Annotated in this window: 13 protein-coding genes; 4 read left to right on the top strand and 9 right to left on the bottom strand. The window is 41.5% G+C overall.

Annotation, left to right across the window (positions count from 1 at the left end; translation table 11 throughout):
* Window positions 1-35: 35 nt before the first annotated feature.
* A complete protein-coding gene (locus VJ937_RS12100; protein ID WP_324067456.1) occupies window positions 36-3278 on the top strand; it encodes a S41 family peptidase in 3243 nt (1080 codons plus the stop codon).
* Window positions 3279-3397: 119 nt separating this feature from the next.
* Here the strand turns inward: VJ937_RS12100 and VJ937_RS12095 are convergent, their stop codons facing one another.
* Both VJ937_RS12095 and VJ937_RS12090 read right to left on the bottom strand, forming a co-directional pair.
* A complete protein-coding gene (locus VJ937_RS12095) occupies window positions 3398-4117 on the bottom strand; it encodes a LytTR family DNA-binding domain-containing protein (RefSeq protein ID WP_324067454.1) in 720 nt (239 codons plus the stop codon).
* Window positions 4110-5177, bottom strand: coding sequence for a sensor histidine kinase (locus tag VJ937_RS12090; RefSeq protein WP_324067452.1), 1068 nt, complete (start codon window positions 5175-5177; stop codon window positions 4110-4112). Before VJ937_RS12090 ends, VJ937_RS12095 begins: the two co-directional genes overlap by 8 nt.
* Window positions 5178-5388: 211 nt before the next feature.
* Here VJ937_RS12090 and VJ937_RS12085 point away from each other — a divergent pair, with 211 nt between their 5' ends.
* Entirely contained in the window at window positions 5389-5775 is a 387-nt protein-coding gene (locus VJ937_RS12085; protein ID WP_324067450.1) for a MotA/TolQ/ExbB proton channel family protein, read from the top strand.
* 84 nt (window positions 5776-5859) lie between these two features.
* Here VJ937_RS12085 and mazG read toward each other — a convergent pair whose 3' ends face one another.
* Genes mazG through VJ937_RS12070 form a run of 3 tightly spaced genes read right to left on the bottom strand, consistent with a single transcriptional unit; the run spans window position 5860 to window position 7759 of the window.
* The gene (gene mazG / locus VJ937_RS12080) at window positions 5860-6663 is read right to left on the bottom strand and encodes a nucleoside triphosphate pyrophosphohydrolase (RefSeq protein ID WP_324067448.1); all 804 of its coding nucleotides are present in this window, start codon (window positions 6661-6663) and stop codon (window positions 5860-5862) included.
* On the bottom strand, window positions 6663-6989 hold the full coding sequence (locus tag VJ937_RS12075; protein WP_324067445.1) for a putative quinol monooxygenase: 327 nt from the start codon (window positions 6987-6989) through the stop codon (window positions 6663-6665). The genes mazG and VJ937_RS12075 overlap by 1 nt, the downstream gene beginning before the upstream one ends.
* Window positions 6986-7759, bottom strand: a complete 774-nt coding sequence (locus VJ937_RS12070; RefSeq protein WP_324067443.1) for an SAM hydrolase/SAM-dependent halogenase family protein — start codon at window positions 7757-7759, stop codon at window positions 6986-6988. The genes VJ937_RS12075 and VJ937_RS12070 overlap by 4 nt, the downstream gene beginning before the upstream one ends.
* Window positions 7760-7881: 122 nt before the next feature.
* On the opposite strand from VJ937_RS12070, the gene VJ937_RS12065 reads away from it, so the two are divergent.
* Both VJ937_RS12065 and VJ937_RS12060 read left to right on the top strand, forming a co-directional pair.
* Entirely contained in the window at window positions 7882-8901 is a 1020-nt protein-coding gene (locus VJ937_RS12065) for a PhoH family protein (RefSeq protein ID WP_324067441.1), read from the top strand.
* A 241-nt stretch (window positions 8902-9142) separates the two neighbouring features.
* Window positions 9143-10090 (top strand): phosphoribosylaminoimidazolesuccinocarboxamide synthase, encoded by a 948-nt coding sequence (locus VJ937_RS12060; RefSeq protein ID WP_324067439.1) that lies wholly within the window; start codon window positions 9143-9145, stop codon window positions 10088-10090.
* A gap of 54 nt (window positions 10091-10144) precedes the next feature.
* Here VJ937_RS12060 and VJ937_RS12055 read toward each other — a convergent pair whose 3' ends face one another.
* From VJ937_RS12055 to VJ937_RS12040, 4 genes are all read right to left on the bottom strand, one after another.
* Complete coding sequence (locus VJ937_RS12055; protein ID WP_324067437.1) at window positions 10145-10753, bottom strand: hypothetical protein; 609 nt, start codon at window positions 10751-10753, stop codon at window positions 10145-10147.
* Between the two features lie 346 nt (window positions 10754-11099).
* Window positions 11100-12734, bottom strand: a complete 1635-nt coding sequence (locus tag VJ937_RS12050; protein WP_324067435.1) for a dipeptidase — start codon at window positions 12732-12734, stop codon at window positions 11100-11102.
* Window positions 12735-12818: 84 nt separating this feature from the next.
* Window positions 12819-14213, bottom strand: coding sequence for an aminopeptidase P family protein (locus tag VJ937_RS12045; RefSeq protein ID WP_324067433.1), 1395 nt, complete (start codon window positions 14211-14213; stop codon window positions 12819-12821).
* Between the two features lie 46 nt (window positions 14214-14259).
* Window positions 14260-15676 (bottom strand): pyruvate formate lyase family protein (locus VJ937_RS12040; RefSeq protein ID WP_324067431.1); only part of this gene is annotated, 1417 nt, incomplete at its 5' end.

Here is a 15676-nt window from a genome sequence, read left to right as displayed (position 1 = left end):
CTGTTATTTATACTGCAAATTAAAATTAACCTATCATGCTTAAAAGATCCATTTTATTTTGTGTGATACTGTCAGGATTATTCCTGCAAACGGTATCAGCACAAATCAATGCCCGAATGTTTCGTTTTCCGGATGTTTCTGAAAATAAAATTGTATTTACCTACGGCGGCGATTTGTGGGTAGTCGATAAAGATGGTGGCACAGCCAATCGACTAAGTTCGCCTGCTGGTACCGAGAATATGGCCCGGTTTTCTCCCGACGGTCAGCAAATAGCTTTTACGGGTAATTATGGTGGAAACCGCGATGTGTATGTAATTCCTACCGGCGGGGGTGTGCCTGAGCGCGTAACATCGCATGGCGGAAGCGACTTGCTGCTCGACTGGCACCCCAAAGAAAATAAATTACTCTTTTCTTCTGCCCGTAAAAGTGGTCGTCAACGGTACCGCCAGCTTTATACAGTTTCTCTGGATGGCGGATTACCCGTGAAAGTAGCCGTGAGCTATGGCGACCTTGCATGTTTTTCGCCCGATGGTAAAAAGATTGCTTTCAACTTCAATAGCAGAATTTATCGTACCTGGAAGCGCTATCGCGGTGGTATGGCCCCCGATATTCATATTTTTGATCGTGAGGCAAAAAAATCGTGGAATATTTCAAACACCGATGCCAATGAAGAATTTCCAATGTGGGTAGGTGAAAATATTTACTATCTGTCTGATAGAGGCGAAGCTAAGCGGTTTAATATATGGATGTACAATACTTCTAACAAAAAACATCAGCAATTGACCCATTTCAAAGATTTTGATGTGCATTTTCCTTCTGCCGGACCATCTGATATTGTTTTTGAGGCTGGCGGAAAATTGTACCTGATGAATCTGAATACCCAGGAATATGCGGAGGTGGATATAAATGTGGTGACCGACCAAACTACACTTTTACCTAAACAAAAGAACCCAAAGAAACAGATTGAATGGGCTCATGTTTCTCCTGAGGGAAATCGCATTGTAGCAGAAGCCAGGGGCGAAATATTTAGTATCCCGGCTGAAAAAGGAGTAACTCACAACCTCACACAAACAAGCGGTGCGGCAGAGCGCTACCCGGTGTGGGCGCCAAATGGCCAAAAAATTGCCTGGTGGAGTGATAAATCAGGCGAATATCAGCTTTACCTGCATGATTTTCAAAGTGGTGAAACAAACACGCTTACTGACTTCAAAAAAGGTTATCGGTATCCTGTTTATTGGTCTCCCGATAGTAAAAAAATGGCCTATGTGAATCATCTAATGGAACTTTTTATTTACGATATCGAGAAACAAGATAACCGGAAAATCGATACTGGAAATGGGAGAAATCACCACGGTCTGTTAAATTTCAGTTTCGATTGGTCTTCAGATAGTAAGTGGCTAACCTGGTCGCGGTCAGTGAATCAAATTAACAGTGTTGTATTTATTTATAATGTTGAAACTGATGAAAAACATCAGGTAACAAGCGATTTTTATACAAATTACGACCCGACATTCGATCCGGAAGGAAAATATCTTTATTGTCTGACAAATCGGGAAATGAGCCCGATATACAGCGAATTTGACGGCACATTTGTTTATCCCAATTCAACCATGGTTGCAGCAATTCCCTTAACTTCAAAAATCGAGTCGCCTTTAAAATCTGAGAATGATGAGGTGAAAATTGAAGGGGAGGATGATGAAAAAGAAGATGAAAAGAAGAAAAAGAAAGATAATGAAAAAGATAAGAATGAATCAGTGAAGATTGATTTTGAAGGTTTTGAACGGAGAATGATTCTGCTGCCTGTCGATGCTGGTCGATACAGCGATTTATCTGCAGTCAAAGGTAAGGTAGTGTTTATGCGTTATCCCAATGCCGGATCAAATGAAAAACGCAGTGCTGTACAGTTTTATGATTTGAAAGAGCGGGAAGTGAAAACCATAATTAAAGGTGTTCAGGGCTTTGAAATAACTGCTGATCAGAAAAAAATGATGGTTATGGCCCGCAATAAAATAGGGGTGATTGATATTGCTCCAAAGCAAAAATTTGATGAGCCGGCCGACCTGAGTAATATGATTATGACTGTAAATCCAAAGGAGGAGTGGCGTCAGATGTTCTGGGATGCCTGGAGGCTTGAGCGTGATTTTTTCTACGATGCCAATATGCACGGTGTGGACTGGAAGGCCATTGGTGAGCAATATGCCAAGCTTATAGATCAGGCTGTAACCCGTTCTGATGTGAATTATGTTTTAGGTGAACTGATTGGAGAAATGAATGCCTCGCATGCCTATGTGGGTGGAGGAGACAGGGAGCAAAGTAAATACAAGCGAATAGGCTACCTGGGCGTAGATTGGGCTGTGGATAATGGTCAGTATAAAATTAAACGCATATTGCGTGGTGCACCATGGGATGCTGAGGTGAGATCGCCCCTGGATGAGCCCGGTGTTGATGTTAGTGAAGGTGATTATGTGCTCGCGGTGAATGCCGTACTGCTTGATGCAAGTAAACAGCCTTATGCCGCTTTTGAAGATATGGCAGGAGAAACCGTTGAGCTAACAGTGAATGATAAGCCCACCACAGATGGGGCTCGTAAGGTAATTGTGAAAACACTAAAATCGGAATCTCGTCTTCGCCATCTTGCATGGATAGAGCAGAATCGAAAGCAGGTAGATGACGAAACCAACGGTCGCGCAGGTTATATCTACGTACGCTCTACCGGAATTGATGGACAAAATGAGTTGGTACGCCAGTTTGCAGCGCAATACCATAAAGATGCACTCGTGATTGATGAGCGCTTCAATAGCGGTGGACAAATACCAGACCGGTTTATTGAATTGCTCGACCGCGAACCATTGGCCTATTGGGCTGTTCGTGGCAAGAAAGACTGGCAGTGGCCACGTGTAGCTAATTTTGGTCCCAAGGTAATGCTTATTAACGGTTGGAGTGGCTCCGGTGGCGATGCATTTCCAGATTATTTCCGCAAAGCCGGTTTGGGTAAACTTGTCGGTACACGCACATGGGGCGGGCTGATTGGCATTTCCGGCGCTCCTGGCCTTATTGATGGCGGCGTGGTTACAGTTCCAACTTTCCGCATGTACAACCCTGATGGCACATGGTTTAAAGAAGGCCATGGTGTAGACCCGGATGTGAAAGTTCCTGAAAACCCTGCCGAGCTGGCCAAAGGCAAAGATGCCCAATTGGAAAAAGCTATTGAGGTTATTTTGGAGGAGCTTAAGGAATACGAACCTGTAAAAGGACACGAACCCTATGAAACCAGATAGGTCGACCAGAAAACAATAACAAATGCATGCCGGTTTGCTAATGTAAACCGGCATGTTGTTTTACTATCAGAGTGTTATATTACTACTGCCAGGCTGTAAAAAATACAGTACATCTCAGTTTATGGGTTCTCCTTCAATATATCTATTGCCTTTTCACGGAAATTTCTGCCAATATTCAAATGGTGCTCCCCAATTTCTACATAAGCTGTTGTGAAGGCCTTTACTTTTTTAATGTTTATGATGTAGCTCCGGTGTATTCGCAGAAAGATTGTTTCCGGTAAAGCGGTTTCAAAATCGCTGAGTTTTTCGTAGCAAACATAAGAATGGTCTTGTGTTTGGACTTTTACGTAGTTGTCAAGGCTTTCGATAAATAAAATTTCATCATATGCCAGTTTGTAGTTCTTTTTATTCGATTTTATAATGACATGTGTTTGCTCATCTGTTTTATGGTCAGTAGTTTTTGTTGTGCTGGTTTGGAGACTCAGAAATTTATTAATGGCTTTCATGAAACGGTCAAAAGCAATGGGTTTGAGCAAGTAGTCAATGGCATCGAGGTCAAAAGCATCTATAGCAAATTCGCGGTAAGCCGTTGTGAATATAACTGCAGGCGCGTGGTGTAGCGATTTGAGAAAATTAATTCCGGAAATTCCCGGCATATTGATATCCAAAAACAAAACATCTATTTCTTTCGTGTTTAATAATTCTATAGCTTCAGTGGCTTTAGTGAACTTCCCGCATATCTCAAACTGATCGAAGGCCTCCAAATGCTCTTCGATTATGTCAATGGCTATGGGTTCATCGTCAATTATCAGACATTGATATTTAGGTCGGTTATTCATTGGTTAAAGTGATTTTTAGGTCTACAATAAAAGTTTCACCGTTGTCCTGGATTTGTAAGTTGTGTTTTTCGGGAAAAAGAACGGCAAGTCGTTCGCTGGTGTTTTTCAATCCAATTCCATTACTTTCTGAATTCAGGTATTTGTCTGTTTTGGTTTGGTGATAATTGTTTTGGGTTCTAAGCATCAGTTGATCGCCTTCCAGATCAAGAGCCAACTTAACGCCGGAGCTACTGTGCTTGAATGCGTTTTCTACCAGTGGAAATAAAAGCAATGGCGGTATTTTATAACCTTCGATATTTTTTGGGTAATTAAATTGCACAGTGAAAGATTTATCATGCCTGAGTTTCTCCAGGGCAATATAGTTTTCTATGAAGGTTATTTCACTACTTAAATCTACAGACTCGTGTTCTCCCTTGTAAAGCATGTAATCCAACAAGTCAGATAGTTTCAGAATTGAAGTGCGTGCCTCTTTGGTGTCTTTTTTTATGAGTCCATAAAGATTATTGAGCATGTTGAACAAAAAATGCGGATGAATTTGTCCCTGTAGTAACTTCATTTGGGCATCTTTAAGCTTTGATTCTGCGAGCAATCGTTGTTTTTCAATCTCGTTTTTTTCGTTCATTCGACGATACGATTCACGTATAAAGTGAATTACCACGGCTGTAAAAACAATAATGTAATTGCCAGCAAGTAGTATCAGAATATCCTGTCCGTTAGGAATCAAAAGTTCCGGAAGCGTATAAGCACTATAGATCAGTATGCCAAAAGATGCGAAAAAATTGATCCACATGGTAAATATGAATCCTCCAAATACTAGATAAATAAAAGTCCAGATTTTGTTTTTGAACAGAAACCGGGGAATCAGAATGTAATTAATAAGCCAGGTGAGAAAATAGCTTACAACTATCATCGATGCCACCAATACAAGACGTATTTGAAGATCGAATTTTGGGTTAATGAACACAAAAAGCAGAATGAGCGCTGCCAGTATCCAATACAGAATATGCCAGAGCCATCTGCGTTTTCCTGTAAATGTTTTGTGAAAGGTATCTATCTTCATATAATCAAAGATAGGTTTTTTGTGAAGCTTGATTGGTTAAAATGAGATATTTTATGCAAACGACAAGTAATCAGTTCTGAATGGATGTTTTGTGTTTTAGAATGGAATAATTGTTTCTGAAAGCGTAAAATCGTACCTTGACATAAAAAGTTTTCAGTTGCATTGGCAATGATGTAAAATTGATCCTGTAAACCCATTAAAACTATTTATTATGTTTAAACATTGGATCGAAGGTGGACCATTTTTTATGTCCCTGATTTACATTATGTGGATTATTGTAATCATCTTTTTTGTAAAGTCAATCATCAACTACTTTTCACCAAAGGCAACAGAGAAGTTTTTGCTCCGGCAAAGCTCATGGATTTTGTTTTTCGGAAGCTTTGCTTTCCTGACTGGTATTTTTGCTCAGATGGTTGGATTTTATGAAGCAATGCATGCCATTCAACAAGGCGGAGATATTTCACCCGCAATGATTGCAGGCGGATTCCAGGTTTCATTACTTGCACCGATGTATGGGTTTTTCTTGCTATTGCTTTCAGCTTTGTATTGGTTCCTGTATCGGAAAACTGTACAGAAAAAATTTGCTAAAATGCAATAACTCTCTTGCACCGTGAATTGAAAAGCAGAAGCACTTATGACGATGTTTCTGCTTTTTTAGTTTTTGAATTTAAATGTTGTGGTTCTAGTGGTTTTTCTTATCGAATTGCTTGGCCTCTTCCCAAATTACATCCATCTCTTCCAACGACATTTTATGTAAATCTTTTCCTTTTTGAAGGGTCTGTGACTCGAGGTAATTGAAACGCTGCATGAACTTTTTATTGGTGCGTTCCAGTGCTGTTTCCGGATCAATGTCATAGAGCCGTGCGGCATTTATCAGGCTGAAAAACAGGTCCCCAAACTCAGCTTCAATATCCTCATGTGAGTTTTTTTGTGCAATTTCATCCTTAACTTCTCTCAATTCTTCGTCAACTTTACCCCAAACCTGCTCACGCTCTGTCCAGTCGAAGCCCACTCCGCGTACTTTTTGCTGTATGCGGTTAGCTTTTACAAGGGCCGGAAGTGATTTGGGGACACCCTCAAGCACGCGCTTTTTGCGTCCTTTTTCCTTTAGCTTTAGAGCCTCCCAGTTCTCTTCTACCTCAGTGGCCGATTGGGCTTTGGTATCGCCATAAATGTGCGGATGCCGGTAAATGAGTTTCTGGTTCAATGATTCCATTACATCATTGATGGTGAACCAGTCATTTTCTGCTCCAATTTTAGAATAGAATACTATGTGGAGTAAAATATCACCCAATTCCTTTTTTATTTCATCTCCGTCGCGCTCTAAAATTGCATCAGCCAATTCATAGGTCTCTTCAATGGTTAAGTTGCGTAAACTTTCGAGGGTTTGTTTTTTGTCCCACGGGCATTGAGCACGCAGGTCATTCATAATGTCGAGAAGTTTCTTAAAAGTGTCGAGTGTTTGTAGGTTTCCTTCTTGTTGCATTAGTCAAACAGCGATTTTTGATTTATTAGTTCCTCGGGATCAAATACCGTTTCAACGGTCCAGCTGGTGGGATTATCCCCGGTGAACAACTCAATTTTATCAGTGAGGAGTTTGTTGAGGTCTGAAACACGAAAATCTTCCAGTTTTTCATCTTCATCCCAAATCATATACATCTGGAAGCTTAGATCATCGGTTTTGTCCTGCAGCACATCAAAGTGTTGGCAACCATCTACAGAGATTAGTTCATCTCTGAATTGCTTCATGAACTCTGAGAAATCCCTGCGATGGGCTTTCTGTAGCTGAAATTTGGTAATACGTGTAATCATTTGAATGTGATTTTAATTCGATCGCCTGTACGCAACCCTAACGATTTATTTGCAGGATAGTTCATATGCGCTATCTCCAGCAAATCACCACTGTTAAATACTGCGATCAGTTCATTTACTGTTTCATTGTAACCGTCACTAATTTTTTCAATGCCATGTGGCTTTCCTTTGAGCAAGATAGAGAATTTTCTGTTTCTTCCGGCCTCTTCGAATATTTTTCGTGTAATATTTGTAATAATATTGCCAAAACCATCAATGTGGCTAATGACACCGATGATTTGATTGGACTCAATTTGTGGTCGTAAATAGCGTGTCTCTTTGAGTGTATATGGGGTTCCAAGTCCTTTGATACTTCCGGTGCGGTGTATGTGACAAATACCCTTGCTGATGTAACTAAGTTCCGGGAAAGTAGGAACATAATGATCGCCAGGTTCCATCATTACCACTTTATGGGTTTTGTCTCTTACCAGTAAATTAATCACTCCTGAATCTGGCGAAATGAAAAAGTGATCGTCGAAGCTTGCAGCAATGTAAGGTACAGGGTGTTCATTGCGATTATTGACCGTATTGATGTGAATTGTGCCTTTGGGAAAATGATGGTAACTGTTGCGCAAAATAAAAGCGGCTTCCTGGTAATGATAGTGTTCTATTTGGTGCGTGATATCTACAAAGCGAGGTACAGGCTCACAATGGTTTATAATACTTCCTTTGAGTGAACCCAGGTAGTAATCGTTTTTATGCCAGTCGGTAATGAAGGTTATACTTTGCATTGTTTTTCTGAAATAGTGAACCTAAAATATTGCTGCTTGCCGCTAAAATTTAATTATTTTTGTCACTAATTGAATCAAATGTTTAACGCTTCAAAATTAGTAATAATTACGGACGAACGTATATGATAGAAAAATCAATTAAAATTACAGAATTAGAATTGATTGACCTTTACGGGGTCAATGATGCGAAGTTGGATGTGATGAGGGAACTGTTCCCAAAACTCCGGATCGTAGCACGAGGTGATGTGATGAAAGTAATGGGGGAGGAGGATGAGATTCTCTATTTTGAAGAAAAATTAAATGAATTTGTAGAGCATTTTCACCAATATGGTAAACTTACAGCAGACGATATTTCACGTATTGTGAATGAATACAAGCCTGCCAATAAAGAGGACCTGAAAAAAAGTGACGTACTGGTTTTTGGACGTAACGGTAAGCCTATTAATGCCAGAACCAAAAATCAGCGCAAATTGGTTCAAAGCGTTCATTCAAATGATTTGGTCTTTGCCATTGGTCCGGCCGGTTCAGGTAAAACCTATACCGCAATTGCTATGGCTGTGCGCGCGCTGAAAAATAAGGAGGTAAAACGCATTATTTTAAGCCGTCCTGCTGTGGAAGCCGGAGAAAATCTTGGTTTTTTGCCCGGCGACCTTAAAGAGAAAATCGATCCGTATCTGCAACCACTTTACGATGCATTGAATGATATGCTTCCCAGTCGTAAGCTGGAGTCTTATCTTGAAGATGGAACCGTACATATCGCACCTTTAGCTTTTATGCGTGGCCGCACTTTAGATAATGCTTTCGTGATACTGGATGAGGCGCAAAACACAACCATTAATCAGTTGAAAATGTTCCTCACGCGTATGGGAGAACATTCAAAAATGCTTATTACGGGTGATGTGACCCAAATTGATTTACCCGGCCGCATGGAGAGTGGTTTGCTGCATGGAATTAAATTATTAAAGAACATAGACGGAGTTAGCACTGTTTACCTCGACGAAACAGATATCGTAAGGCACCGGTTGGTTAAACAAATTGTTTTGGCGTACCAGTCAGACAGAGATAAAAGAGCAATGGATGCAAAAAAAGATGCAGTTAAAAAGCCGGAAAATTCCAATACAGAAAAATCAAATAAGCAATAATGATAGCCTATTGCCCAATAAGTTCATGGGCCTTATAAAGATATTTATTGATTACATTTAATTTAATAAAATGACTCAGCCAAAGCTTCAGTAGAATTTAACGAAATCTTAAAGTTACTTATCACATTAAAAATGGGAGTAGTCGTATTTTTGAATTTTTGATTTTGCAATTTAGTGATCAGGGCTTTGAAAATTATCATTTGATTATAGGATTTATTAATTGGAATTTAAATAAAACATTATGGAAGCTTTAACGAAAAGTAACTTTAATTTTCCTCAGCAAAAAGATGTTTATCACGGTAAAGTGCGCGATGTGTACAATATTGGCGATGAGTATCTGGCAATGGTTGTAAGTGATCGAATTTCGGCCTTCGATGTGGTTTTGCCACAGGGTATACCGTACAAAGGGCAGGTTTTAAACCAAATTGCTGCGGAATTTTTGGATGCTACAAAAGATATTGTTCCTAACTGGAAAGTTTCTACACCGGATCCCAATGTAACCATCGGTCATTATTGTGAACCATTCAAGGTAGAAATGGTTGTGCGCGGATACCTCACCGGACACGCATGGCGTGAATATAAATCCGGGAAACGTGAATTGTGTGGCAATACACTACCCGAAGGTATGAAGGAGCACCAAAAGTTTGAGCAACCCATTATCACACCAACTACCAAAGAAGATGTTGGGCATGACGAAGATATTTCCAAAGAAGAGATTCTTAAACAAGGTTTGGTTTCCAAAGACGATTATGAACTGCTCGAGGAATACACGTTAAAGCTTTTTGAACGCGGTACACAGATGGCTGCCGATAAAGGACTTATTTTGGTCGATACCAAATACGAATTTGGTAAAAAAGATGGTAAAATCTACCTGATTGACGAAATTCACACACCCGATAGTAGTCGTTATTTCTACGCCGATGGATACCAGGAGCGATTCGATAAAGGCGAAAAGCAGCGCCAGCTTTCAAAAGAGTTCGTTAGAGAGTGGCTTATAGAAAATGGTTTTCAGGGGCAGGAGGGTCAAAAGGTACCGCAAATGGACTTTGAACGTATCAAGCAGATTTCTGACCGCTACATTGAATTGTATGAAAAAATCACCGGTCGAAGCTTTGAAAAGGCTGACATTAAAAATATCGATCAACGGATTCAGGAGAATACTGAGAAAGCATTGAAAGAAATATTGTAAAATTATCTGCTTAAAAATGAATAGGGCTGCCAGGTGTTTTTGGCAGCCCTTTCTTTAATCCAGACGTTTTATCAAATGAACTTCTGACATTAAATTGCCATTTGAATAATATTGAGCCTCACCATAAAAACCGGCCTTATTATACATGGTTTCAACGCGGTCTGGTATAAATTCATAAGACGTGTTTAGATATTTAGTTTCGATATACGAGTTATATTGCTCACCATCGAAATTAACCTCCAATGTGGAAATTGTGAGAGAGTCAATGAAACTTTGAGTACCGTAGTATTCTTCAACATTCAGTGTTCCTGTTTCATTAAAAATAAAAAGGACTTCGGGGTCAGGATAATAAACCGTATCATAATTTATGTAACCAAATTTTTTTAGTATTCCATTTTCATTTTTCACCAGATAAGAAGATGTAAGATAATTCCAGTCATATATGTAATAATCCTGGTGAATACCAGTAATTTGCAATGTGTCAAAAAAGGACGTATCTAAAGAACCATCGCGGTGATAAGTCAGATGTTCATATTGCCATGCATTGCCAACTTCTAAAGGAAATTCCGAGGGTAATCCATGTGTAATAATTTCATCAGAATCATTACAGGCAACAAAAAATGCCATTGCAAGTGCAAGGGTAAGTAATAAATTTGTTTTCATTTTTTTAAGTTTTTTCAAATATAAGGAGTTTGTAATAAAGTACAAGCCAGGGAGGTCAGTTTTACTAAACATGATGTTTCCAATTTTGGGTTTGTGCAGGAAAAACACTCACTTCACCGCGAAGGCGCAACGACCGCAACGTTGGACGCGTATTTTTCGTGGCGATCGTGGCGTGAAATAATTTAAATATTTAGCTCATGAATTTCAGCCTAAAAACGGAAAAAGGTATACGTCATTCTACATTACTAAATTTAAAAATTTTTAGTTCTCGCCATGTTGCGTTCTTGATTTTTGGTTTTTGCAGGAAAGACCCGGCGTGCCTCAGAGACACGCCGGGTCCGGGCAACTATTCATGATTATTCGTGTAATCTGTAATCAATTGGTTACGCAACTCAATGTACATTTGTGTCGCTTCTTGCATGAGGCCATTGGAGTATTTGGTTAAGAACTCCTGGGCTTTTTCCGGTTTTTTCTTATGCAGTTTCATAGCCTCTTTCTCAATTTCAGCCTGTTTGTCGAAAATGTTTTGCTCAAACGGATCTCGTTTCGCTATCACGTCTTTTGACATGGGTTGGAATCTTAATCTGCAAAGATTGCCCACGAAATCGTACGCCCAACGCGCCGATTTCTCGCTGTATGCCTCAGGGTTATAGGTTTTGTAGGTCTCGTCCACAGACAGGTTGCCGGTGTAAATCGGGATGTAGGGACAGAAATAGGGATTGTCAAGATAAACCCAATACACACCGCCAATTTCATCAGGCAGCCAATCGCGTATTTGCAGTACCATGCCGTAATGACCGCGATGCCGGGCCACAGGGCGACGGTAGGTGATTTCCATTGCTTTGCGCATCTCACTATCGGGAAACGGCGTGGCCATAGGACTCTGAACCATGCCGCCTTCGCCATCCGGAACCATCCATTGCGGGTAAAGCGTCATGTCGTAAATGGTACCTTCAAAGGTTGAACGTTGGAAGGCAATTACATCCTGTACCGACATTTTCTTCTCGGGCTGTATGGAAAACGGGTAATAAGAAACCGGTTCTACGGTCTGGAAATAGGGTTGCATACCCTTGAAATAGTTGTCTTTTACAAACCGGTCGGGCCAGTTTTTGAGGTTCGGTGCAAAGGTTTGGTGAAACAACCAAAAGCGTCCTGTGGCATATTCTGCGGGTAGGGGAGCATAAGCTTCCTGCCAGATGAATGGTTTGCCCGATTCCGGGTTGTACCACCCGCGATCAATGGCTTCTTGTTTGTAATTGTCTGAAACCATGAAATTATCTGTATCGTCTTCATCGATTTGTTTGATGATGGACCAGTTAGGTACCATGGTGGCCTGATCTTCAGGGAGGCGTTTTGCGGCCCAAATAGCTCCGGGTTTCCCACTGTCGCGTGTCCAACCTGCACCTACGCCGAAAATTTCCAGTACCCAGATTTCATCTTTATCGGCAATTACCAATGTTTCTGAACCCGGTCCGCTGCTGGGCAGGAATCCGTATTTGGTCATCAATTCACCAATGAATTTTACAGCTTCGCGCGCTGTTTTGTGGCGTTGCAATGCAAAAATCTGTGCCTGTTCAATGGTCATGATCTGCTCACCGTTTTCACGAGTGCAAATCAGTGCGTCACGCTGTGCTGTAGTGCTCTCGGCAATTCCCAGTTGGTACTCATTTACCTGCGAGTATGCCGAATGGAAGTATTTGTAGGTTTGGCGAACCTGTGGTATGTAGCCAAGTATTTCACCATCGTTATCCAACGGTAATGTGGCATCCTGAATGCCCCAATAAACGGCGGTTTTAGCTCCGGGTTCAAAGGTCATGGCGGGCACTACGAAGATGCGTGAATCAGGTCCGGCATCGGAGTGCGAAATGATGTTGGAGCCGTCTTTAGATGCTTTCTTTCCCACGGCAATGATGGTACATGCATGGCTTTGAATGCTGAATAGCAAAAAACTGATGGTGAGTAATCGGATGAAATTTTTCATAATCAATGAGTTTTCTTTTGGTCTGCAAAATAGCAATAGTTTATTTAGTTGTATTGGTTGATGTGCAAATTATGAATCATAAATTTATTCCCATGCTTTAGCCCGTTCAGCTTCCACATCTTCTATGCTTTTAGCCAGTGGCTTACCTAAAATGCGGTTGCCTTCGGTGGTAATCAAAATATCTTCTTCGTTTCGTATACCACCAAAATCTTTATAGGTCTCTACTTTATCGTAGTTAATGAACCCGGTAAATCGTTTTTCAGATTTCCACAATTCTATAAGTTCGGGTATAAAGTAAATGCCGGGTTCAATGGTGAACACAAATCCGGGTTGCAGGGGCCTTGCAAGGCGCAGCGATTTTAAACCAAAAAGTGTGCTTTTGGGCTCTCCGCCATATCCAACAATTTCTTCCCCAAAGTTTTCCATATCGTGCACATCTAGCCCCATCAGGTGACCTGTGCCACAGGGGAAGAAAAGCGCATGCGCTCCGGCCTGCACAGCTTCCGCTGTGTTGCCTTTTACAAACCCAAGTGCTTTTAGTCCATCGAAAATGTTGCGGGCAGCTGTAAAATGTACTTCTTTGTAAGCTGTGCCTGGTTTGCAGGCTTCGATGGCTGCATTGTGCGCATCAAGGGTGATTTGGTAAATTTCCTTTTGTTTGTCAGTGAATTTCTGAGAAACAGGAAAAGTGCTCGACATATCCCCGGCATAGTGCAAAGGTGTTTCTGCTCCGGCATCAAGCAGAAAGAGGTCGCCTTCTTTTATGGTATTGCCGTGATAATGGTTGTGCAGCGTTTGGCCATTTATAGTTGCAATGATGGGAAAGGAGATATTTCCTCCATGTGCCAATGCTACCTCGTGCACTTTAGCTGCTACCTGAGCTTCTTTCATGCCGGGGCGGGCAAATCGCATAGCGGCCTGGTGCATTTCTGTGGTGATGTCTACGGCTTTTTCAATTTCAGCAATTTCTTCCTCAGTTTTAATATTGCGCTGGTCCGATACGGCTACAATCATTTCTTTTGATGCAAAATCATTGGTTTGATTTACCGGAATGCCGAGCCAGTTGTGCAGATTTATTTGATGCTCCGGGCGGTAGGTTGGCAGGAAATGAATGGGTTGTTTTTGTTTTTTGGCCTCAGCAAGCAGGTTCAATAGGTCTTTTTGACTTCCAGTGTGCTCTATCCCTGTCTTTTGGCTTCTTTCTGCAATTGTTGGTTGTGATCCCATCCACACGATGTGGTCAATGGTAAGGTCGTCACCGAAAATCCAGTCTTTGTCGTTGTCAATGTCAATAATGCCTGTTAAACCGGGAAAGTCGAGCCCGAAGTAGTACAGAAATGAGCTGTCTTGCCTGAAATGATACGTATTGTCGGCATAGTTCATGGCACTTTCTTCGTTTCCGGGGAATAAAAGCAGCCCTGTTTTAAATTGTTTTCTGAGTTGATTGCGTCTGTTGATATAGGTTGATTTTGGAAACATGATCTGTGGTTTTTTTATTGTTTTACTTGAATTTGTCTTGATGCGGCTAAGCCTCTTCATGGGCGGTTCTGCGAATAATTTCATTTTGCAGTGCTTCACCCAGGTCATTGAAATAGTCACTGTAGCCTGCCACCCTCACAATTAGATCTGTGTACTTTTCAGGATGTTTTTGCGCCTCGTGGAGGGTGTCGGCACTGACCACGTTGAATTGTATATGGTGTCCGTCCATCCGGAAATAACTTCGGATGAGGTAGCCCAATTTGGCAATGGCGGTTTCATCTTTAAAAAATGAAGGTGCAAACTTTTGATTGAGCAGGGTCCCGCCGGTTTTAAGATGGTCAATTTTGGCTGCCGATTTCAGTACCGCAGTGGGCCCTTTTTTGTCGGCTCCCTGCACCGGACTGATACCTTCTGATAGTGGTTCTCCTGCTTTGCGACCATCTGGCATTGCGCCAATTACACTGCCAAAGTAAACGTGACTCGTGGTGGGCAACATGTTGATGCGAAACACACCACCCCGATGGGTCGGTCGGCCGTTGATGGCATCGTGGAAAATTTCGAAAACCTGTGCGGTAAACTGATCGGCCTGATCATCATCATTGCCGTACTTGGGTGTTTCATAGATGAAGCGGTAGCGCAGTTCCTCAAAACCTTCAAAATCGTTATCAATGGCACTAATCAATTCCTCCATTCCTATGCTTTTTCCGCTGAAAACATTATGATTGATACTGGCCAGGTTGTCGGTAATGCTACCTAGTCCCACACCCTGCACATAGGAGGTGTTGTAGCGTGCTCCGCCGGCATTGTAATCTGTTCCATTGGCAATACAGTCCTCAATAATAAGTGACAGAAAGGGCACTGGAAGCTCATCGGCATAAGCTTTTTCAATGATTAGGTTGCCTTCAATCTTCACATTAGCGAAGAACTCCAATTGTTTTTTGTAAGCTTCCATCAATTGGTCCATGCTGTCAAACTGAGTCGGATTGCCTGTGTCAATGCCGGTTTTTTTGCCTGTACGTGGGTCTGTGCCATTGTGAAGCGTTAATTCCAGAATTTTATTGAGGTTAAAGTAGCCTGTCAGGATGTAACTTTCTGTACCAAATGCACCGGTTTCAACGCACCCGCTGGCACCACCGTTGCGTGCATCGACAATGTCTTTGCCCTGATTAAGCAGTTCTTTGACGATGGCATCGGTGTTGAAAATGGATGGTTGGCCAAAACCGGTCTTTGATATTTGTAATGCCCTGTGGATAAACTCGTCTGGGTTTTTCTTGCTGATTTGCACCATCGAACTTGGTTGAAGTATGCGCATCTCTTCTATCACATCAAGGATCAGGTAGGAGAGTTCATTGACAGCATCTGAGCCATCGGGTTTTACGCCCCCGAGATTGATAAGTGCAAAATCGGTGTAGGTGTTGCTCTCCTCTGCAGTAACGCCCATTTTTGGTGGCGACGGGTGATTG

The sequence above is a fragment of the Salinivirga sp. genome (assembly GCF_035268865.1).
In the GTDB taxonomy this organism is placed as follows: Bacteria; Bacteroidota; Bacteroidia; order Bacteroidales; family Salinivirgaceae; genus Salinivirga.
This window is presented reverse-complemented; position numbering and strand designations above follow the sequence as displayed.

What these genes read in the sequence shown, in the direction of transcription:
- VJ937_RS12100 (WP_324067456.1), top strand. Translation starts at nt 36, where the DNA reads ATGCTTAAAAGATCCATTTTATTTTGTGTGATACTGTCAGGATTATTC.
- VJ937_RS12095 (WP_324067454.1), bottom strand. Translation starts at nt 4,117, where the DNA reads ATGAATAACCGACCTAAATATCAATGTCTGATAATTGACGATGAACCC.
- VJ937_RS12090 (WP_324067452.1), bottom strand. Translation starts at nt 5,177, where the DNA reads ATGAAGATAGATACCTTTCACAAAACATTTACAGGAAAACGCAGATGG.
- VJ937_RS12085 (WP_324067450.1), top strand. Translation starts at nt 5,389, where the DNA reads ATGTTTAAACATTGGATCGAAGGTGGACCATTTTTTATGTCCCTGATT.
- mazG (WP_324067448.1), bottom strand. Translation starts at nt 6,663, where the DNA reads ATGCAACAAGAAGGAAACCTACAAACACTCGACACTTTTAAGAAACTT.
- VJ937_RS12075 (WP_324067445.1), bottom strand. Translation starts at nt 6,989, where the DNA reads ATGATTACACGTATTACCAAATTTCAGCTACAGAAAGCCCATCGCAGG.
- VJ937_RS12070 (WP_324067443.1), bottom strand. Translation starts at nt 7,759, where the DNA reads ATGCAAAGTATAACCTTCATTACCGACTGGCATAAAAACGATTACTAC.
- VJ937_RS12065 (WP_324067441.1), top strand. Translation starts at nt 7,882, where the DNA reads ATGATAGAAAAATCAATTAAAATTACAGAATTAGAATTGATTGACCTT.
- VJ937_RS12060 (WP_324067439.1), top strand. Translation starts at nt 9,143, where the DNA reads ATGGAAGCTTTAACGAAAAGTAACTTTAATTTTCCTCAGCAAAAAGAT.
- VJ937_RS12055 (WP_324067437.1), bottom strand. Translation starts at nt 10,753, where the DNA reads ATGAAAACAAATTTATTACTTACCCTTGCACTTGCAATGGCATTTTTT.
- VJ937_RS12050 (WP_324067435.1), bottom strand. Translation starts at nt 12,734, where the DNA reads ATGAAAAATTTCATCCGATTACTCACCATCAGTTTTTTGCTATTCAGC.
- VJ937_RS12045 (WP_324067433.1), bottom strand. Translation starts at nt 14,213, where the DNA reads ATGTTTCCAAAATCAACCTATATCAACAGACGCAATCAACTCAGAAAA.